Origin of the sequence: Mycobacterium hainanense, assembly GCF_041890355.1 — a bacterium.
GTDB lineage: Bacteria > Actinomycetota > Actinomycetes > Mycobacteriales > Mycobacteriaceae > Mycobacterium > Mycobacterium hainanense.
Window position 1 is genome coordinate 2582282 of record NZ_CP169059.1, and the last position, 20821, is coordinate 2603102.

Genomic DNA, 20821 nt, shown 5'->3' on the forward strand with positions numbered 1-20821 from the left:
GTTGACACCGTGACGCCCACCTTCGCCGATCTCGCCAAGGCGCAATACATCCTGCTGACCACGTTCACCAAGGACGGCAAGCCCAAGCCGACGCCGATCTGGGCCGCCGCCGACCAGGATCGGCTGCTGGTCATCACCGGGGCAAAGTCGTGGAAGGTCAAGCGGATCCGCAACACCCCGCGGGTCACGCTGGCCACCTGCACCATGCAGGGCAAGCCGACCAGCGAGGCCGTCGAAGGCACCGCCGCCATCCTCGACAAGTCGCAGACCGCCGCGGTGTACGACGCGATCGGGCGGCGTTACGGCGTGGTGGGCAAGGTCTTCAACTTCTTCAGCAAGCTGCGCGGCGGCATGGACAACAACGTCGGCCTCGAGCTCAAGGTGTCCCCGACGTAAAAGCCATGGGCACCGTTCTCGTCCCGATCCCGGACCGCGACTTCGACCCAACCGAGGTCGCCGTCAGCTGGCGCGTCCTGACCGACAACGGGCATCGGGTGGTGTTCGCTACCGAGAGTGGAGCGCCCGGCGCGGCGGACGACATCATGGTGAGCGGCCGCGGCCTGGACGTGTGGTCCGCCCTGCCGGTGCTGGGCGCGCTTCCGGTCGTCGGGCTGATGTTGCGCGCGAACAAAGACGGGCGCAGCGCCTATCGGGACATGTTGACGGCAAACGAGTTCCAGCACCCTGTCGCATGGGCCGAGGCCACCCTCGACGGCATCGACGCGCTGCTGCTGCCCGGCGGGCATCGGGCCCGCGGAATGCGCAGCTACATCGACAGCGACATCCTGCATCGGCTCGTGGTGGACGCCTTCAAACGCGGCGTGGTCGTCGCCGCCATCTGTCACGGCGTGCTGCTCGCGGCGCGCAGCGTCGACCCCGAAACGGGCCGATCGGTGCTCTACGGGCACCAGACCACGGCCCTGACGTGGGCGATGGAGCGCCTGGCGTGGCGGTTGACGCGTGTCACCCGGTTCTGGGACCGGAACTACTATCGCACCTACACCGAGCAACCCGGGCAGGCGCCGGGTTACATGTCGGTGGAGGCGGAAGTGACTCGCGCGCTTAAAGATCCGACGGATTTCCGCGACGTGGTGCGCGGTTCACCCGGCTGGCGGCGCAAATCCTCCGGCATGGCGCGCGACACGGCCACCGACCCGCGGCCCGCGTTCGTCGTCGACGACGGTGACTACGTGTCGGCGCGCTGGCCCGGAGATACCCACACGTTCGCGACGGTCTTGTCGCGGAAGCTCAACTGACGCAACTACGTCGTCGCGCCCGCCGTCAAATGTTCGCCGAAGAACGCGAAGACGCGGCGCCAGGCGTCCTCGGTGGCGTCCCGGTCGTAACCGAAACCGGTGATCCGTGCCAGTGATTGGGCGGGCAGCTCGTTGGCAAAGCTGTGCCCCACACCGGGGTAGACCTTCACGTCGGCGGCGATGTTCTTCTTGGCGATGGTCTCGCGCAGTTTCTCGGGCGCGCCCCGTCCCAGCGGGTCCTTCGCGCCGAAGCTGGCCACGATCGGGCACGCCCCGTCCAGCGTCCTCTCGAGGTTGCGGGGCAGGGGAGTGCCATAGAACGGGGCGGAGGCGCCGAAACCTTTTCCAGACATGACCAATGCGAACTGGCCGCCCATGCAGAACCCCGCGACGCCGACCTGGCCGGAACATTCCGGCAGGGCTTTCAGGTGATCGCGCGCCGCGAGGATGTCGGATAGGGCGCGGCCACGCTGCGTCTGCAGCTCCTTCATCACCCGGGTGACGCAGCGGATACGGCCACCGCGCGCGTACATGTTGGGGGTGATCGCCACATAGCCGGCCTGGGCGATGCGCTTGTTCGTCGACTCCTTGTCGCGGGTGTAGCCGATCAAGTCATGAATGACGACGACGCCCGGCCACGGGCCCTGACCCGGGGGAAGGTCCAGCAGCGCGTCGATCGGTCCGTCGGGCGTGTCGATCTCAATCGTGGTCATAGCGTCATCTAACTGCAATCGCCCCGGACACCACCATGGGAACTTCTACGCGGTCGACGGACGTTGCCCTGACATGCTGTCACGGCTGTTTCTCGGCTACGCCCTCGTCGAACTGGCGGCGACCATCGCCCTGGCTTCGGCGATCGGGTGGGGTTGGACGCTGCTGGCGCTGATGGGCACCCTCCTGCTGGGATGGGGCCTGCTGGTGCCGGTGATGGGCTCGCAGCTGCTGCGCCAGGTCGGCGACCTCCGCTCCGGTCTCGCCGAATCGCGCACCGCGGTGCGGGACGCGGCGCTGGTCTCGCTGGCCGCCCTGCTGGTCCTGGTACCCGGACTGGTGACCACCGCGCTCGGGCTGCTGCTGATGGTTCGACCCGTACGGTCGGTCGTCGGACCCGGTTTGGCCGCGATCGCGGTGCGCGGCGTGCGTCGGCGGATGCCGCTGCTTGCCGACAGCGCGCTGTTCGGCGTCGGCGCGCGCCAGGCCGGCGGCCCCGCGCCCGACGGCTACATCGACGGCGAGGTCGTCGACGTCCGTGATTACCGGCCGCCCGCCCTCGAGAACGAGCCGGTGCGCGGCGGATTTCCGGGCCGGCCCGCCTGGGACTGATCGCCCGCCCCGACGCCCACGTAGTTTTGCCCTGTGAGCCACACGCCCACCACGCTGCTGGTCAACGGCCGGGTGCACAGCCCGACCCATCCGGACGCCACCGCCATGGCGGTGCGCGGCGACGTCGTCGCATGGCTCGGTAGCGACGAGGTCGGCCGCAGCCTCTTTCTCGAAGCCGCAATCGAAGACCTGGACGGCGGCTTCGTGGCGCCGGGATTCGTGGACAGCCATATCCACCTGACCGCCACCGGCCTCACGCTCAGCGGCCTCGACCTGCGCACGGCCGGCTCACGATCGCAGTGCCTTCAGTTGCTCGCCGACTACGCGGCGGCCCAACCCGGCCGGCCCGTCTGGGGGCACGGGTGGGACGAGTCGTCGTGGCCGGAGAACAGCGCGCCGAGCACCGCCGATCTCGACGCCGTCATGGGAGACCTGCCCGCCTACCTGTCCAGGGTCGACGTTCACTCCGCGCTGGCCTCGACGGCCCTGCGCCGCCGGGTGGCGGACCTGCCGGCGGCGGCCGGCTTCGACCCCGACCGGCCGCTCACCGCCGACGCGCACCACCTGGTCCGCGCCGTCGCCCGTGACCTGCTCACGCCCGAGCAGCTGGCCGAAGCCCGCACCGCCGCCTTGCGGGCCGCCGCGGCGGCGGGCATCGTCGCGGTGCACGAATGCGCCGGACCCGAGATCGGCGGCCTCGACGACTGGCTGCAGCTGCGGTCGCTCGATCAGGGCGTCGAGGTGATCGGCTACTGGGGTGAGGCCGTGAGCACCCCGGCGCGGGCGCGGGCGCTCCTCGAGGAAACCGGGGCCCGCGGGCTGGCCGGCGATCTGTTCGTCGACGGCGCGCTCGGGTCGCGCACCGCCTGGCTGCACGAGCCGTACGCCGACGCGGCCGGCCGGTGCGGTACCTGCTACCTGGAACCCGATGCCGTCGAGGCGCACGTGCGCGCGTGCACCGAGGCTCAGGTGACCGCCGGCTTCCATGTCATCGGCGATGCGGCGGTGTCGGCGGTGGTGGCCGCCCTCGACCGGGTCGTCGCCGAGCTCGGCGCGGTGGCCGTCGCCCGGTGCGGGCACCGTCTGGAACACCTCGAAATGGTCACCGCCGAGCAGGCCGCCCAACTCGGCCAGTGGGGCGTCATCGCCAGCGTGCAGCCCAACTTCGACGCGCTGTGGGGCGGCGCCGACGGCATGTACGCGCGGCGCCTCGGCGCCGATCGGGGCAGTCGGCTCAATCCGTTTGCGCTGTTAGCATCCCAAGGCGTGCCCCTCGCGCTAGGTTCCGATGCGCCGGTCACGGGTCTCGACCCGTGGGCGAGCGTGCGCGCAGCGGTCAACCACCAGACCCCCGGCAGCGCGGTCTCCGCGCGGGCCGCGTTCGCCGCCGCAACCCGCGGCGGTTGGCGCGCCGCCGGCATCCACGACGGCAGGACGGGAACTCTGGTGCCCGGCGCGCCGGCCTCCTACGCCGTCTGGGACGCCGGGTCCCTGGACGTCCGCGCACCCAGCGACGCCGTCCAGCGCTGGTCGACCGACCCGCGGGCCCGCGTCCCGGCCCTACCGCGCGTGGGCCCGACCGACCCCCTGCCGCGGTGCCGGCGAACGGTACATCGGGGCGCTGTCATCCATGGGTAGGGAGTGGTTCGGGCGAAAAGACCTTCCCGGCCAACCCGACGAACCCGACCCGGCGCCCGACGACCTGGGGGCACACTCGGACACCGACCCGATCAGCGACGAAGCTGAATCCGATCACGACGAGGAGCCCTCCGACATCGCCCCGGAATCTGGAGGCGGTGACGGCTCCGGCGAACCCGGCGGCCCTCCTCTGACGCACCGTCTGGGTGGGGTGGCCCGCCGGGCGGTCGCGGGGCTCGGGGCGGGGGCGCTCGCGCGGCTGCCGGTCGTCCGGGCCGCCATGTTGCCGCGGCTGACGCGCTTGGCATGCGCCATCGCGGCCGGCGTACTGCTGTTCACCAGCTTCCCGTCGCTGAACTGGTGGTGGGCCGCGGTCGTCGCGGCCGCGCTGTTGGCCTGGGTGCTCCAGCACCCGTCGACGTCCGCGGCCGGTGGCCTGGGCTACGGGTTCCTGTTCGGGCTGGCGTTCTATCTGCCGCTGCTGCCCTGGGTCAGCACGCTCGTCGGCGCCGTGCCCTGGATGGTGCTGGCGATGACGTGTGCGCTGTTTCCCGCGCTTTTCGGCCTGTGCGCCGTGCTCGTGCGTGGACTGCCGGGCTGGCCGGTCTGGTTCGCGCTGGTGTGGGCGGCCCAGGAGTGGCTGAAATCGATCGTCCCGTTCGGCGGCTTCCCGTGGGGAGTGGTGGCGTTCGGGCAAGCGCAGGGCCCCTTCTTGCCGTTAGCGAAATTGGGGGGCCCCGCGCTGCTGTCGACGGCAATCGTCCTGATCGGGTTCAGCGCGACGGCCATCGAGCTGGAGATCGTCAAGTGGTGGCGCACCGGCCAGCGGGCGTGGCGCGGCGCCGGCGGGAACGAAGCGGCGAAGGCCGATGCGACACCGCCGGCGGTGGTGCTCCCGGGCGTCTGCATCTGCCTGGTGCTGTTGGCGTCCGTCGTCGTCTGGCCGCAGGTTCGGCACGCCGGCACCGGGTCCGGCGGCGAGCCCTCGGTCACCGTCGCCCTGGTGCAGGGCAACGTGCCGCGCCTCGGGCTCGACTTCAACGCGCAACGCCGGGCGGTACTCGACAACCACGTCCGTCAGACGCTGCGGCTGGCCGAGGACGTGCGCGCGGGACAGGCGCCACAACCTCAGTTCGTCATCTGGCCCGAGGATTCCTCTGACATCGACCCGCTGGCCAACGTCGACGCCGCGCTGGAAATCTCTCAGGCCGCCACCGCGATCGGCGCGCCGATCCTGATCGGCACGGTCGCGGAACTGCCCGGCAGCCCCCCGCAGAACCCCCAATACACCAACACGATGATCGTGTGGAATCCGTCCACCGGGCCGGCCGAGCGGCACGACAAAGAGATCGTGCAGCCGTTCGGCGAATACCTGCCGATGCCGTGGCTGTTCAAGCACCTCTCCGGCTACGCCAACCGCGCCGGGAACATGGTGCCCCGACCGGGCAGGGCCGTCGTGCACATCGCGGGGGTGCCGATCGGGGTGGCCACCTGCTGGGAAGTGATCTTCGACCGCGTCCCGCGCAAAGCGGTGCTCAATGGCGCCCAATTGCTGGCCGTGCCGAGCAACAACGCCACCTTCAACAAAACGATGAGCGAACAACAGCTCGGCTTCGCCAAGGTGCGGGCCGTCGAGCATGATCGCTACGTGCTGGTCGCCGGCACCACCGGGATCAGCGCCGTGATCGCCCCCGACGGCGCCGAGCTGGTGCGCACCGACTTCTTCCAGCCGGATTACTTGGACATTCAGGTGCGCCTGAAGACGAAACTGACGCCGGCGACGCGGTGGGGACCGATGCTGCAGTGGCTCCTGGTCGCGGCGGCCGCGGCGGCGATCCTGGCCGGGATACGGCACAATGGTTGGTTCGCGCGTCCGGTTCGTCGGAGGTCCGAGGCCCCGAACGAATCCTCAGACGCGGCTGCGCCCTCGGGCGAAACCCCGCAAGACGAGGACAGTGCGCCCGCCGAGGGCGGGGACCAGGCGCCGCCGGGAGACGGCGGTGACTACACTTCGCCCGACGAGGGCGGCCGACGAGCGTCGCGCAATTTCGGGCGACACAGAGGAGCTACATGACCACCGGCCAGCCGGCGCCCCGCGGCCCGGGGAATCGTCCCAGCGAGCGCGTCCTGGTGATCATCCCCACCTACAACGAGCGGGAGAACCTGCCGGTGATCCACCGGCGGCTGAAGGACGCGTGCCCCCACGTGCACCTGCTGATCGTCGACGACGGCAGCCCCGACGGCACCGGCGAGCTCGCCGAGGAGCTGGCGGCCGCCGACGCGGGCCGCACCCACGTGATGCACCGCACCGCCAAGGACGGCCTGGGCGCGGCGTATCTGGCCGGCTTCGGGTGGGGCCTGAGCCGCGACTACTCGGTGCTGGTGGAAATGGACGCCGACGGCAGCCACGCGCCCGAGCAGCTGTACCGGCTGCTGGACGCGGTCGACGCCGGTGCTGATCTGGCGATCGGGTCCCGCTACGTCGAGGGCGGGTCGGTGCGGAACTGGCCGTGGCGGCGCTGGGCGCTGTCTTGGACGGCGAACACGTACGCGCGGGTTGCGCTGGGGATCGGTGTCCATGACATCACCGCGGGCTACCGCGCCTACCGCCGGGAAGTCCTCGAGACGATCGGTCTCGAGGCGGTGGACTCCAAGGGCTACTGCTTCCAGATCGATCTGACCTGGCGCACCGTGTGCAACGGGTTCTCCATCGCGGAAGTGCCGATCACCTTCACCGAGCGTGAACTCGGCGTCTCCAAGATGAGTGGATCGAACATCCGCGAGGCCCTGGTCAAGGTCACCCGCTGGGGGATCGAGGGCCGCAAGAGCGGCGCCGGCAGCCAGCGCGCCAAAAACCGCAGCTAAACCGCCGCTCAGCCGCGGCGGCGTGTCCGGATGATCTCCAGCCGCTCCTTGAGGAGCTCTTCGAGTTCTTCGACGCTGCGCCGTTCCAGCAACATGTCCCAGTGCGTGCGCGGCGGCTTCACCTTCTTCGGCTCGGGCAGGTCTCCCTCGATCAGGGTGCCCTCCATGCCGTTGCGGCACAGCCAGGTGCCGGGGATCTCGGCGTCGTCGGCGAACGGAACCTCGAACTCCTCGCCGTTCTCGGTGCGGTACCGCGCGATCTGACGTGGCGCGAGGTCGTGGTTGCGGTCGGTCTCGTAGCTCACGGCTCCGAGGCGACTGCCCCTAAGGACGCGATCAGCCATGTTGCTACTCCTCTAGGTCCTCTGAGCTGTCGGGCTGCTGTCGTGCATTTCTGTCCGTCTGCCAAACGTTGCGGCGCTCTGCCTAGTTCCCGTTTTCGGTAGCCGGCGAACGCGACGCGACCTTCAATGATACCGGGATCGCCGCGGAATCCCGATTAAAGTCGGCAGGCGTGAGCCGTCGCACCCATCCGCAGCCCTGCCGCTGGTGCGGTCGAGACGTGTCCGATGCCGGGATGGGACGTCGCCGCCAGTACTGCAGGCAGTCGTGCCGGCAGCGGGCGTACGAACAACGCGCCTCACTGACGCGCGGCGCTGCGCTGGCTTTGCCCCCGGACGCGGTGGTCCTGTCCGCCGATGACGCGGCCGACCTGTCCGACCGGGTCTACCAGGTGCGGTGCGCGGCCGAAGACGTCGTCACCGCCCTCGACGAAGGAGCGCGGGCGAGCGAACTGCGTGAGCTGTGCGACGTGTTGATCCGGGCCGCCCGCGCGGCCGACGGCTGGCGGCGGGTGGGTGTCTGACCGTCCCTGACCACTACCGATGCACAGCCGGGTACAGTCGCGCCATGGACGGCGCGTCAGTTGTCTTCCCGGGGATGAGAGGCCCCGATACCCAAGGGCGCGACGACGCGTTCCGGACCCCCAGGACAAGGCGTTCCTCGCGCCGAAGCCGATCCTCCTGTAGCAGCCGGGAGCATCGGACGTTTTGAAATCCCGTCGGAGTTGGCGATACTCACCAGCGACATTCTTGGGCCGGAGAGCAGCACGACATCGCATCGTGCAGCAAATTCCGTGACTCGGCGAGAGTCGCATCGGGGCAGCTGACGGCCAAGTTAGGCGAGAGGTATTGATGGTGGATCAACTCCAGCATGCGACCGAAGCGCTCCGAAAAGCGCTGGTCCAGGTCGAACGCCTGAAACGCACCAACCGTGCGCTGCTGGAGCGGTCGAGCGAGCCGATCGCGATCGTCGGTATGTCGTGCCGCTTCCCGGGCGGAATCGAGACCCCCGAAGACCTGTGGCAGATGGTGGCCGACGGCCGCGACGTGATCACGGAGTTCCCCACCGACCGTGGATGGGACCTGGCGAGCCTCTTCGACCCCGATCCGGACGCGCGCCACAAGACCTACGCGCGGACTGGTGGCTTCGTGGACGGTGTCGCCGACTTCGACCCGGCCTTCTTCGGCATCGCCCCGAGCGAAGCGCTCGCGATGGACCCGCAACATCGGATGCTGCTGGAACTGTCGTGGGAGGCGCTGGAGCGCGGCGGCATCGACCCGAGCGGCCTGCGGGGCAGCGCGACCGGTGTGTTCGCGGGCCTCATCGTCCAGGGCTACGGCATGCTCGCCGAGGAGATCGAGGGCTACCGCCTCACCGGCATGACTTCCAGCGTCGCCTCCGGGCGAGTGTCCTACGTGCTGGGGCTGGAGGGCCCGGCGGTGTCGGTGGACACGGCGTGCTCGTCGTCGTTGGTGGCGCTGCACATGGCGGTGCAGTCGCTGCGCTCCGGTGAGTGCGATCTGGCGCTGGCGGGCGGCGCGACCGTCAACGCCACCCCGACGGTCTTCGTCGAATTCAGCCGGCATCGGGGACTGGCGCCGGACGGCCGGTGCAAGGCGTACGCCGGAGCGGCCGACGGCGTCGGTTGGTCGGAGGGCGGCGCGATGCTGGTCGTCGAGCGGCTCTCGGACGCGCGGCGGCTGGGCCATCCGGTGCTGGCGGTGGTCCGCGGCTCGGCGGTCAATCAGGACGGCGCGTCCAACGGGTTGACCGCGCCCAACGGCCCGTCGCAGCAGCGGGTGGTGCGCGCGGCGCTGGCCAACGCGGGTCTGTCGACGGCCGACGTCGACGTGGTGGAGGGCCACGGGACCGGCACCACGCTGGGCGACCCGATCGAGGCCCAGGCTTTGTTGGCGACGTACGGCCAGGACCGTTCCGAGCCCCTGTGGTTGGGCTCGATCAAGTCGAACATGGGTCACACCCAGGCAGCCGCGGGCGTGGCGGGCGTCATCAAGATGGTCCAGGCCATGCGCCACGAAACCCTGCCCGCGACACTGCATGTGGACGCGCCCAGCCCGCACGTCGATTGGTCGGCGGGGTCGGTGTCGTTGCTGACCGAGCCGCAGCCGTGGCCGGCGAGCCGCCCGCGCCGAGCAGGCGTCTCGTCGTTCGGTATCAGCGGCACCAACGCCCACGTGATCGTCGAGGCGGCGCCCGCGGCCGAACCGTCGGAGGACCGCCCGAAGCCCGTGACGGTGCCGTGGGTGTTTTCGGCAAAATCACTGTCTGCGTTGAGGTCTCAGGCCACCCGGCTTGCCGGGTACCTGCGCGGCCATGACGAGCTCGACGGCGCCGACGTGGCCTGGTCGCTGGCGGGCCGCGCCACCTTCGAGCACCGGGCCGTCGTCGTCGGCGGCGATCGGGACCGGCTGCTGGCCGGACTGGATGAGTTGGCCGCCTCCGATATTGACGACCCGACCGGTTTGGTCATCCGGGGCAGCGCGCCGCCCGCGGGCAAGAACGTCTTCGTCTTCCCCGGCCAGGGATCGCAATGGCTGGGCATGGGGATCGACTTGCTCGACGCCGCACCGGTATTCGCCCAGCAGATCGATGCGTGCGCGGAAGCTTTCGCGGAGTTCGTCGACTGGTCGTTGACTGACGTGCTGCGTGGCAATCCGGACGCCCCGGGTCTGGACCGGGTCGACGTGGTGCAGCCGGTGCTGTTCGCCCTGATGGTTTCGCTGGCCGAATTGTGGAAGTCGGTCGGTGTCAACCCCGATGCGGTGATCGGCCATTCGCAGGGCGAGATCGCCGCCGCGTACGTCGCCGGCGCGCTGTCGCTGCGCGACGCCGCTCGGGTGGTCACGTTGCGCAGCAAGCTATTGCGGTCGCTGGCCCACTCCGGAGGCATGCTGTCCATCGCCTGCAGCACCGAACGCGCGCGGGAGTTGTTGGCGCCGTACGGCAACCGCGTCAGTATCGCCGCCGTCAACGGCCCGTCGGCGGTGGTCGTTTCGGGTGAAGTGGCCGCGCTCGACGAACTCGCCGGCTTCTGCACCGACCTGGAGCTGCGCGCCCGCCGGATCGACGTGGACTACGCGTCGCACTCGGTCGAGGTCGAAGCCATTCGTGACGAGCTGGCCGAGGCCCTGGCCGGTATCGAGCCGCGTTCCTCGCGTGTCGCCTTCTTCTCCACGGTGACCGGAGGCCGTTTGGTCACGGGCGGTCTTGACGCGGCGTATTGGTACCGCAACATCCGGCAGACCGTGCAGTTCGACCAGGCGGTGCGCGCCGCGTGTGAGCACGGGTACCGCACGTTCATCGAATCGAGTCCGCATCCCGCGCTGATCGCCGGGATAGAGGGGACGGCCAGCGACTGCCTGAAAAGCTCTGCGGGCGACTCCGAGGCCATCGTGGTACCCACCCTGGGGCGCGACGACGGCGGCTTGGAGCGGTTCCTGACATCGGCCGCCGCCGCATTCGTGGCGGGAGTGAGCGTCGACTGGCGTGGTGTGTTGGCCGGGGCGCGTTTCGTGGAGCTGCCGACGTACGCCTTTGACCGGCGCCGGTTTTGGCTCTCCGGCGAGGGCGTGGGAGCAGACGCCGCCGGCCTGGGTTTGGGCACCAGCGAGCACGCGTTGCTCAGCGCGGTGGTCGAGCTGCCGGCATCGGATGGGGTGCTACTCACGGGCCGGCTGTCGCCCAACCTGCAGGGCTGGCTGGCCGACCACGCCGTCTCCGGTGCCGCGGTGTTCCCGGGTGCGGGGTTCATCGAGTTGGCGATCCGGGCCGGCGACGAAGTCGGCTGCTCGGTGGTCGACGAACTCACATTGCAGGCGCCACTCATGCTGCCCGCCGACGGTTCCGTTGCCGTGCAAGTGGTCGTCGGTCCCAGCGAAGAATCGGGCCGCCGCTCCGTGTCGGTGTTCTCCCGCGCCGACGCCGGTTCGGGCTGGGTGTGCCACGCGGAGGGAGTGCTGAGCTCGCGGTCGATTGAGCCCGGCGCCGATCTGTCGGTGTGGCCGCCTGCGGGCGCGGTCGCCGTGGACGTGGCCGACGGCTACGACCACCTGGCGGCGCACGGGTACGGGTACGGCCCGGCGTTTCGGGGTTTGACCGCGACGTGGGTGCGGGGCGACGAGGTGTTCGCCGAGGTGCGGCTGCCGGACGCGGCCGGTGGCGTCAGCGGGTTCGGGGTGCACCCTGCGCTGCTCGACGCGGCGATGCACGGCGTCATCATGGCGCACCAGGCGGCGGGCCGGCCCGTCGAACTGCTGCTGCCCTTTTCTTGGCAGGACGTGTCGTTGCATGCCGCGGGCGCGACCGCGGTCCGCGCACGGATCGCGCCGACCGACCCTGGCCAACAGGGGGGTGCGGGCCCGACCTCGGTCTCGATCGAGCTCGCCGACGGGCTGGGCTTGCCGGTGCTGTCGGTCGGGGCGATGGTCGCCCGGCCGGTGAGCGAGCGGCAACTGCGCGCGGCGGTGTCCAGCTCCGGCCCGGAGCGGATGTTCGAGGTCGCCTGGTCGCCGGCGTCCACGGCGACGGCCGCGGACCAGGCACCCCCCCACAAAATTCTGGAATCCGTTGCCAGCGGGCAGGATCCGGTCACCGCAACCTATGAGCGCACCCGCCAGGTGCTGCCGGCCGTGCAGGCATGGCTGACGGAGCATGACTCGGGCGTGCTCATCGTGGCCACCCGGGGCGCGGTCGGGTTGCCGGGGGAGGACATCAGCGATCTGGCCGGCGCGGCCGTATGGGGGTTGGTCCGCTCGGCGCAAACGGAGCATCCCGGCCGCATCGTCCTGGTGGATTCCGATGTGCCACTTGATGATCGGGCGGCCGCATCGGCGCTCGCCAGCGGCGAGCCGCAGGTGTTGCTGCGCGCCGGCCAGGTCTACACGCCGCGGGTGCGGCCCAGCCGCGCGGTCGACGATCTGTTGGTGCCTCCGGGCGAGGGGCCCTGGCGACTGGGCATCGGCAGCGCCGGCACCTTCGAAAACCTTCGGCTCGAGCCGGTTCCCAGCGCCGACGCGCCGCTGGGGCCGGGTCAGGTGCGGGTGGCGCTGCGTGCCATCGCGGCCAACTTCCGCGACATCATGATCACCCTGGGCATGTTCACCCATGACGCGTTGCTCGGCGGTGAGGGCGCGGGCGTGGTGGTCGAAGTCGGCCCCGGTGTCACCGAGTTCGCCGTCGGGGACTCCGTTTACGGGTTCTTCCCCGACGGCAGCGGCACGCTGGTCGCCGGCGACGTCCGCCTGCTGCAGCCGATGCCGACGGACTGGTCCTACGCCGAGGCCGCCGCGATCTCGGCGGTCTTCACCACCGCCTACATGGCGTTCGTGCACCTGGCGGAGGTCAAGCCGGGGCAGCGCGTGCTGGTGCACGCGGCGGCCGGCGGCGTCGGCATGGCGGCGGTCCAGCTCGGCCGGTACTTGGGTCTCGAAATCTTCGCGACGGCCAGTCGCGGTAAATGGGACACGTTGCGGGCCATGGGATTCGACGAGGATCACATCGCGGATTCCCGCAGCCTCGAGTTCGAGGACAAGTTCAAGAGCGTGACCGCCGGCCGCGGGATGGACGTGGTGCTGGATTCGCTGGCGGGCGACTTCGTGGACGCCTCCCTGCGCCTGGTGGCCCCCGGCGGCGTGTTCCTGGAGATGGGCAAGACCGACATCCGCGACCCGGGCGTGATCGCCCAGCAATACCCCGGCGTGCGCTACCGCGCCTTCGATCTCTTCGAGCCCGGCCGTCCCCGGATGCACCAGTGGATGATCGAGTTGGCCGGGCTCTTCGAAGCCGGTGTGCTGCGGCCGTTGCCGGTGACCACCTTCGATATTCGGCGCGGCCGTGCAGCGCTGCGGTACCTGAGCCAGGCCCGCCACATCGGCAAGGTCGTGATGACCATTCCGGGTGCGCTGGCGACGGGCACGGTGCTCATCACCGGTGGAACCGGGATGGCGGGTTCGACGCTGGCCCGCCACCTGGTGACGCACCACGGAGTGCGAAACATGGTGTTGCTCAGCCGCAGCGGTCCCGACGCTCCCGGATCAGCCGAGCTGATCGCGGAGTTGGCGGAGGCCGGCGCCCGGGTGCGCGCCGTCGCGTGCGACGCGGCCGACCGCGAGGCGTTGGCCTCGGTGATCGCCGACATTGCGGCGGAGCACCCGCTGAGCGGGGTGATCCATGCCGCGGGCGTGCTCGACGACGCGGTGGTCACGTCGCTGACTCCGCAGCGAGTGGACGCGGTGTTGCGTGCCAAAGTCGATGCCGCCTGGAACCTGCACGAGCTCACCCGCGACCTCGATCTCTCTGCGTTCGTGATGTTTTCGTCGATGGCCGGGTTGGTGGGGTCGTCGGGCCAGGCCAACTACGCCGCGGCCAACTCCTTCCTCGACGCGCTGGCCGCACACCGGCGGGCCCTGGGATTGCCCGCGATCTCGCTGGGCTGGGGGCTGTGGGACCAAGCCAGCGCGATGACCGGTGGGCTGGACGCCGCGGACCGCGCGCGGCTCGGTCGCGACGGGATCCAGGCCTTGTCGTCGCACGAGGCGATGGAATTGTTCGACACCGCACTGATTATCGACGAGCCGTTCCTGGCGCCCGCCCGCATCGACCTGAACGCGCTGCGCGCCCACGCCGCCGTCGTGCCGCCCATGTTCGCCGACCTGGTCAACGCGCCCACACGGCGCCAGGTCGACGACTCGCTGGCGGCCGCCAAGTCGAAATCGGCGCTGGCGCACCGGCTGCACGGCCTGCCCGAACCCGAACAGCACGCCGTGTTGCTGGACCTGGTCCGCTCGCACATCGCGACCGTGTTGGGCAACACCACGCCGGAGGCGATCGACCCCGACAAGGCGTTCCAGGACCTGGGCTTCGACTCGCTCACGGCGGTCGAAATGCGTAACCGGCTGAAAACCGCGACCGGACTTGCGCTTTCACCCACACTCATCTTCGACTACCCGACCCCGAACGGCCTGGCGGGCTACATCCGCGGCGAGCTTGCGGGAGCGCCGCAGGAAGTCGCGCCCGCCCCGGTCGTTCCCGCCGTCGGCGACGACCCGATCGTGATCGTCGGCATGGCCTGCCGGTATCCGGGCGGGATCAATTCCCCCGACGAGCTGTGGCAGATGCTCGTCGACCAGCGCGACGTGCTTTCGGGTTTCCCCACCGACCGCGGCTGGGACCTGGCCGGCATCTACCACCCGGACCCCGACGTCCCGGGAACCTGCTACACCCGCACCGGCGGCTTCGTGGAGGGTGTGGCGGACTTCGACCCCGCCTTCTTCGGTATCGCACCCAGCGAGGCGCTGGCGATGGACCCGCAGCAGCGGATGTTCCTCGAGCTGTCCTGGGAAGCCTTGGAGCGCGCCGGAATCGAGCCCGGCGCGTTGCGCGGCAGCGCGACCGGCGTCTTCGCCGGTGTGTACACGCAGGGTTATGGCATGGGCGCCGCCCCGGCAGCCGAGGGCTTCCGGCTGACCGGGCAGTCGTCGAGTGTGGCGTCGGGCCGGGTGTCGTATGCGCTGGGCCTGGAGGGCCCCGCCGTGTCCGTGGACACGGCGTGCTCGTCGTCGCTGGTGGCCCTGCACATGGCCGCGCAGTCGCTGCGCTCGGGCGAATGCGACCTGGCGCTGGCCGGCGGCGTCACCGTCAACGCCACACCCGACATCTTCGTCGAGTTCAGTCGCATGCGCGGGCTGTCCGCCGATGGCCGGTGCAAGGCGTACGCCGGGGCCGCCGACGGCACTGGATTCTCCGAAGGCGGCGGGATGCTCGTCGTCGAGCGGTTATCGGATGCGCAACGCCTCGGGCACCGGGTGCTGGCGGTGGTGCGCGGTTCGGCGATCAACCAGGACGGGGCATCCAACGGTCTCACCGCGCCCAACGGGCCGTCCCAGCAGCGGGTGGTGCGCGCCGCGCTGGCCAATGCGGGCCTGTCCGCGGCCGAGGTCGACGTGGTCGAAGGCCATGGCACGGGAACGACATTGGGCGATCCCATCGAGGCTCAGGCGTTGTTGGCCACGTACGGGCAGGGCCGCGACGAGCCGCTCCTGCTGGGATCGATCAAGTCGAACATGGGCCACACGCAGGCCGCCGCCGGGGTGGCCGGGGTGATCAAGATGGTGCTGGCGATGCGGCACGACCTGTTGCCTGCGACACTGCACGTCGACCAGCCCAGCCCGCACGTCGATTGGTCGGTGGGGTCAGTGTCGCTGCTGACCGAACCGCGGCCCTGGAAGGCGGATCATCCGCGCCGGGCCGGTGTGTCGTCGTTCGGGATCAGTGGCACCAACGCGCACGTGATCATCGAGGCCGCGCCCGCCGAGCCCCCGCGCGCCGTGGAACGCGCCAAGCCGCCGGTGTTGCCGTGGGCGGTGTCGGCGAAGTCGTTGCCCGCGTTGGGCTCCCAGGCTGCGCGGCTCGCCGAGCACCTGCGCGGGCGCAGCGAGCTCGACGCCGGCGACGTGGCGTGGTCGCTGGCCGGCCGGTCGAACTTCGAGCATCGGGCCGTGGTGGTCGGCGCTGACCGCGATCAGCTGCTGGCCGGCCTCGACGAGTTGGCCACCGGTCAAATTGGATCGGTGATCCAGGGCACCGCCATGCCCGGGGGCAAGACCGTCTTCGTCTTCCCCGGCCAGGGCGCACAGACGCTCGGCATGGGAATGGGCCTGCACGCCGCCTACCCGGTGTTCGCCGAAGCTTTCGACGCCGTGGTGGCCGAGCTGGACCGCCACCTGCTGCGCCCGCTGCGCGACGTCATGTGGGGACACGACGAGACCCTGTTGAACACCACCGAATTCGCCCAGCCGGCGTTGTTCGCGGTAGAAGTCGCCTTATTCCGGTTGCTCCAATCCTGGGGTGTCCGACCCGACTTCGTGCTGGGCCACTCGATCGGCGAGTTGTCCGCCGCGCACGTCGCCGGCGTCCTGTCGCTGGAGAACGCGGCGGTACTGGTTGCCGCCCGCGGCCGCTTCATGCAAGCCCTGCCGGAGGGTGGGGCGATGATCGCGGTGCAAGCCGGCGAATCCGAAGTACGGCCGCTGCTGGAGCCCAACGGCGTGGACATCGCCGCCGTCAACGGGCCAACCTCCGTGGTCATTTCGGGCGCCGAGGACGAGGTGGCCGCCATCGCGGCCCGACTCCGCGCCGATGGCCGCCGCGTCCACCAATTGGCGGTGTCTCACGCGTTCCACTCGCCGTTGATGGCTCCGATGCTCGACGAATTCGGCACGGTCGCAGCGGGTCTGGCCATCGGCAAACCCACGATCCCGATCGTGTCGAACGTGACAGGGCAACTGGCAGGCGATGACTTCGCTTCACCCGCCTACTGGAAGCGGCACATTCGCGAAACGGTGCGATTCGCCGACAGTGTGCGCTTCGCGCACTCGGCCGGCGGAAACCGATTCCTCGAAGTCGGCCCCGGCAGCGGGCTGACGGCATCGATCGAAGAATCGCTGCCGGACGTTCCGGTGATCGCCATGTCGGCGCTGCGCAAGGATCGCCCGGAACCGCTGACGCTGACCAACGCGGTCGCGCAGGGGTATGTCGCCGGGATGGACGTGGACTGGCGCGGCGCGATCGGCAGTGCGGGTTTCGAAGCCGATTGCGTCGAGCTGCCCACCTACGCGTTCGAGCGACGGAGGTTCTGGCTGTCCGGTGACGGCGCCGCCGTCGACGCCGCCGGCTTGGGTTTGGCGCCCGGCGAGCATGCGCTGCTCGGTGCGGTGGTGGAGCTGCCGGCCTCCGGCGGGGTGGTGCTGACGGGCCGGTTGTCGCCCGGTGCGCAGAGCTGGCTGGCCGACCACGCCGTCGGCGGCGTGGTGTTGTTCCCCGGTGCCGGATTCGTGGAGCTGGCCATCCGGGCCGGCGACGAAGTCGGTTGCGGCTTGGTCGACGAGCTGAATCTGGCCGCGCCGCTGGTGCTTCCGGCGTCGGGGTCCGTTGCGGTCCAGGTCGTGGTCGGCGGCGCCGACGACACGGGGGCCCGGGCGGTCTCGGTGTTTTCGCGCGCCGACTCCGGTGCGGGCTGGTCGCTGCATGCCGAGGGTGTCCTACGTGCGGGCGAGGTGCAGCCGGGCGCGGACCTGTCGGCGTGGCCGCCGATCGGCGCGACGCCGGTCGATGTCGCCGACGGCTATGAGCGGCTGGCCGAGCGCGGGTATGGCTACGGGCCCGCGTTCCGCGGTCTGACGTCGATGTGGCGTCGCGGCGACGAAGTCTTCGCCGAAGTGAACCTGCCCGCGGACGCGGGTGTCTCGGCGTCCGGGTTCGGGGTCCACCCGGTGATGCTGGATGCGGCACTGCACGCGGTGATCTTGACCTCCGGCGGTGACGAGCTTCCGGAAGGTTCGATGCTGGTGCCGTTCTCGTGGCAGCAGGTGTCCCTGCACGCCGCGGGCGCGACGGCGGTGCGGGCAAGGATCGTGCCGGTGAGCGATTCGGCTGTGTCGATCGAACTCGCGGACGGATTGGGCCTGCCGGTGCTCTCGGTGGCCTCGATGGTGGCCCGGCCGGTGACCGACCAGCAGCTGTTGGCCGCGGTGTCGAATTCGGGGCCCGACCGCCTCTTCGAGGTCATCTGGTCCGCTCAGCGTTCGACCTCGGTGCAGCCCGTCTCGGTATCCGCCTGGGGCGCATCAGAAGTGGACGACGCGGGCGCGCAGCAGTCGGCAGTGGTCTTCGAGTCGGCGCCCGTCGTCGACGACGTCGTTGCGGATGTCTACGCCGCCACCCGCGCGGTGCTGCCGGTCCTGCAGTCGTGGCTGGCCCGCGACGGGGCGGGCACGCTGGTCGTCGCGACCCGCGGCGCAATGGCGTTGCCGGGGGAGGACGTCACCGACCTGGCGGGCGCGGCGGTGTGGGGACTGGTGCGGTCGGCGCAGACCGAGCACCCGGGTCGCATCGTGCTCGTCGACACCGACGGTCCGCTGGACGACGAGTCCGTGGCCGCGCTCCTTGCGGTCGGTGAACCGCAGGTACTGCTGCGCGCCGGCGCGGTGTACACCGCCCGGGTCCATGGCAGCCGCGCCGTCGGCGGCCTGTTGGTGCCCCCGAGCGACGGACCGTGGCGGCTCGGCATGAGCAGTCACGGGACCTTCGAGAATCTGCGGTTGGAGCGCATCCCGGACGCCGACGCCCCGCTGGAGGCCGGTCAGGTTCGGGTTGCGCTGTCGGCCCTGGCCGCCAACTTCCGCGACGTGATGATCGCGCTGGGCCTGTACCCGGATCCGGACGCCGTGATGGGCATCGAGGCCTCGGGCGTGGTCATCGAAACGGGCCCGGCCACTGCGCGTTTCGCGGTCGGCGACCGCGTCATGGGCTTGTTCCCCGACGGCACCGGCACGGTCGCGAGAACGGACCAGCGCCTGCTCGCCAAGGTGCCGGTCGGATGGTCGCACACCGCGGCGGCCACCACCACCGTGGTGTTCGCCACCGCCTTCTACGCGTTGGTGGATCTGGCCGCCGCCAAGCGAGGTCAGCGGGTGTTGGTGCACGCCGCCGCCGGCGGCGTCGGAATGGCCGCCGTGCAGCTGGCCCGACACCTGGGTCTGGAGGTGTTCGCCACCGCCAGCCGAGGCAAGTGGGACACGCTGCGGGCCATGGGCTTTGACTCCGAACACATCTCGGACTCGCGCAGCCTGGAGTTCGAGGACAAGTTCCGGTCCGTCACCGGTGGGCGGGGCATGGACCTGGTGCTGGACTCGCTGTCCGGCGACTTCGTCGACGCCTCGCTGCGATTGGTTGCCCCCGGCGGTGCGTTCCTGGAAATGGGCAAGACCGACATGCGCGAGCCCGACGCGGTCGCCCGGGAGCACCCCGGCGTGCGCTACCGCGCCTTCGACCTCTTCGAGGCCGGGCCGGACCGCATCGCGCAGATACTCGACGAGCTGGCCGCGATGTTCGCCGACGACGTGCTGCGGCCGTTGCCGGTGACCAGGTTTGACGTGCGGCGCGCGCCCGCCGCGTTGCGGTATCTGAGCCAGGCCCGGCACGTCGGCAAGGTCGTCATGACCATGCCGGACGCCTGGGCTGCCGGCACGGTGTTGATCACCGGCGCCACCGGCATGGCGGGTTCGGCGCTGGCCCGCCATGTGGTGACGCGCCACGACGCGCGGAATCTGGTCTTGGTGAGCCGGCGTGGTCTGGACGCGCCGGGTGCCGCTGAATTGGTGACGGAGCTCAGCGGCGCGGGCGCTCAGGTGCAGGTGGTGGCCTGTGACGCCGCCGACCGCGAGGCGCTGGCGAAGGTGATCGCCGACATCCCGGTGCAGCGGCCGCTGTCGGGGGTGATCCACGCGGCCGGCGTGCTCGACGACGCGGTGATCTCGTCGCTGACTCCGGAGCGGGTGGCGTCGGTGTTGCGGGCCAAGGTCGATGCGGCCTGGAACCTGCACGAGCTGACCCGGGACCTGGATGTGTCTGCGTTCGTGATGTTTTCGTCGATGGCGGGCTTGGCGGGCGCCTCGGGTCAGGCCAACTACGCGGCGGCCAACTCGTTCCTGGACGGATTGGCCGTGCACCGGCGCACGCACGGCTTGCCGGCCATGTCGCTGGCATGGGGTCTGTGGGATCAGGCCAGCGCCATGACCGGCGCGCTCGGTGCGGCCGACCGTGCCCGGTTCGGCCGCGACGGAATCGTCGCGATGTCCTCCGACGAGGCACTGGAATTGATGGACACCGCGCTCATCGTCGACGAGCCGTTCCTGTTGCCCGCCCACATCGACCTCGCCGCGTTGCGGGTCAAGTTCGATAGCGGGACGCTGCCGCCGATGTTCGTCGATCTGATCAACGCGCCGACCCGGCGTCAGGTCGACGATTCGCTGGCCGCGGCGAAGTCGAAATCCGCTCTGCTGCAGCGCCTCGAAGGGCTTCCGGAGGACGAGCAGCAGGCGGTTCTGCTGGACTTGGTGCGGGCCAACATCGCCACGGTGCTCGGCAATTCCAGCCCGGAGTCGATCGACCCCGACCGCGCCTTCCAGGAACTGGGTTTCGACTCGCTGACCGCCGTCGAGATGCGCAACCGGCTGAAATCCGCTACCGGCCTGGCGTTGTCACCCACGCTGATCTTCGACTACCCGAACTCCGCCGCGCTGGCCGGTTACATGCACCGCGAACTCGTCGGCGCAGCCGAACAGCAGCCCCCCGCCGCCGCACCAGGGGAGGCGGAGATCCAGCGCGCCGTGGGATCGATTCCGGTCAAGCGCCTGCGGCAGGCCGGGGTGCTGGAACTGTTGCTCGCCTTGGCGAACGAAGCCGACGGCGGCCGAAGCGACGGGCAGTCGCCGGCCGCCGCGGCGAGCCCGGAGAAGAACATCGCGGACATGGATCTCGAGGATCTGGTCAACGCGGCGCTGATGGACGACGACGAGTAGTCATGGGCTCGCGCAAGG

8 protein-coding genes and 1 pseudogene are annotated in these 20821 nt (G+C 70.4%); 7 read left to right on the forward strand and 2 right to left on the reverse strand.

The genetic code is table 11. From position 1 onward, the window contains the following. Positions 1-9: 9 nt before the first annotated feature. Positions 10-396 (forward strand): PPOX class F420-dependent oxidoreductase, encoded by a 387-nt coding sequence (locus ACEL92_RS12055; protein WP_374025770.1) that lies wholly within the window; start codon positions 10-12, stop codon positions 394-396. A gap of 5 nt (positions 397-401) precedes the next feature. Further along, complete coding sequence (locus ACEL92_RS12060) at positions 402-1256, forward strand: type 1 glutamine amidotransferase domain-containing protein (protein ID WP_374025771.1); 855 nt, start codon at positions 402-404, stop codon at positions 1254-1256. A gap of 5 nt (positions 1257-1261) precedes the next feature. Here ACEL92_RS12060 and ACEL92_RS12065 read toward each other — a convergent pair whose 3' ends face one another. Further along, entirely contained in the window at positions 1262-1969 is a 708-nt protein-coding gene (locus tag ACEL92_RS12065; protein WP_374025772.1) for a dienelactone hydrolase family protein, read from the reverse strand. Positions 1970-2042: 73 nt separating this feature from the next. Here ACEL92_RS12065 and ACEL92_RS12070 point away from each other — a divergent pair, with 73 nt between their 5' ends. From ACEL92_RS12070 to lnt, 3 genes and pseudogenes are all read left to right on the forward strand, one after another. Beyond that, positions 2043-2579 carry an FxsA family protein gene (locus tag ACEL92_RS12070; protein ID WP_374025773.1) on the forward strand — a complete coding sequence of 179 codons (537 nt, stop codon included), beginning with the start codon at positions 2043-2045 and terminating at the stop codon, positions 2577-2579. A 105-nt stretch (positions 2580-2684) separates the two neighbouring features. Then, positions 2685-4217, forward strand: a complete 1533-nt coding sequence (locus ACEL92_RS12075; RefSeq protein ID WP_374026188.1) for an amidohydrolase — start codon at positions 2685-2687, stop codon at positions 4215-4217. Next, positions 4210-7082, forward strand: a pseudogene (lnt, locus tag ACEL92_RS12080) (apolipoprotein N-acyltransferase). Before ACEL92_RS12075 ends, lnt begins: the two are co-directional and overlap by 8 nt. 8 nt (positions 7083-7090) lie before the next feature. Here lnt and rbpA read toward each other — a convergent pair. After that, on the reverse strand, positions 7091-7426 hold the full coding sequence (gene rbpA, locus ACEL92_RS12085) for an RNA polymerase-binding protein RbpA (RefSeq protein WP_007170328.1): 336 nt from the start codon (positions 7424-7426) through the stop codon (positions 7091-7093). Positions 7427-7596: 170 nt separating this feature from the next. Here rbpA and ACEL92_RS12090 point away from each other — a divergent pair, with 170 nt between their 5' ends. Both ACEL92_RS12090 and ACEL92_RS12095 read left to right on the forward strand, forming a co-directional pair. After that, positions 7597-7947, forward strand: coding sequence for a hypothetical protein (locus tag ACEL92_RS12090; protein ID WP_073873233.1), 351 nt, complete (start codon positions 7597-7599; stop codon positions 7945-7947). 328 nt (positions 7948-8275) lie between these two features. Then, a complete protein-coding gene (locus tag ACEL92_RS12095) occupies positions 8276-20803 on the forward strand; it encodes an SDR family NAD(P)-dependent oxidoreductase (protein ID WP_374025774.1) in 12528 nt (4175 codons plus the stop codon). Positions 20804-20821: the final 18 nt, after the last annotated feature.

What these genes read in the sequence shown, in the direction of transcription:
- ACEL92_RS12065 (WP_374025772.1), bottom strand. Translation starts at nt 1,969, where the DNA reads ATGACCACGATTGAGATCGACACGCCCGACGGACCGATCGACGCGCTG.
- ACEL92_RS12060 (WP_374025771.1), top strand. Translation starts at nt 402, where the DNA reads ATGGGCACCGTTCTCGTCCCGATCCCGGACCGCGACTTCGACCCAACC.
- ACEL92_RS12075 (WP_374026188.1), top strand. Translation starts at nt 2,685, where the DNA reads ATGGCGGTGCGCGGCGACGTCGTCGCATGGCTCGGTAGCGACGAGGTC.
- ACEL92_RS12095 (WP_374025774.1), top strand. Translation starts at nt 8,276, where the DNA reads ATGGTGGATCAACTCCAGCATGCGACCGAAGCGCTCCGAAAAGCGCTG.
- ACEL92_RS12070 (WP_374025773.1), top strand. Translation starts at nt 2,043, where the DNA reads ATGCTGTCACGGCTGTTTCTCGGCTACGCCCTCGTCGAACTGGCGGCG.
- rbpA (WP_007170328.1), bottom strand. Translation starts at nt 7,426, where the DNA reads ATGGCTGATCGCGTCCTTAGGGGCAGTCGCCTCGGAGCCGTGAGCTAC.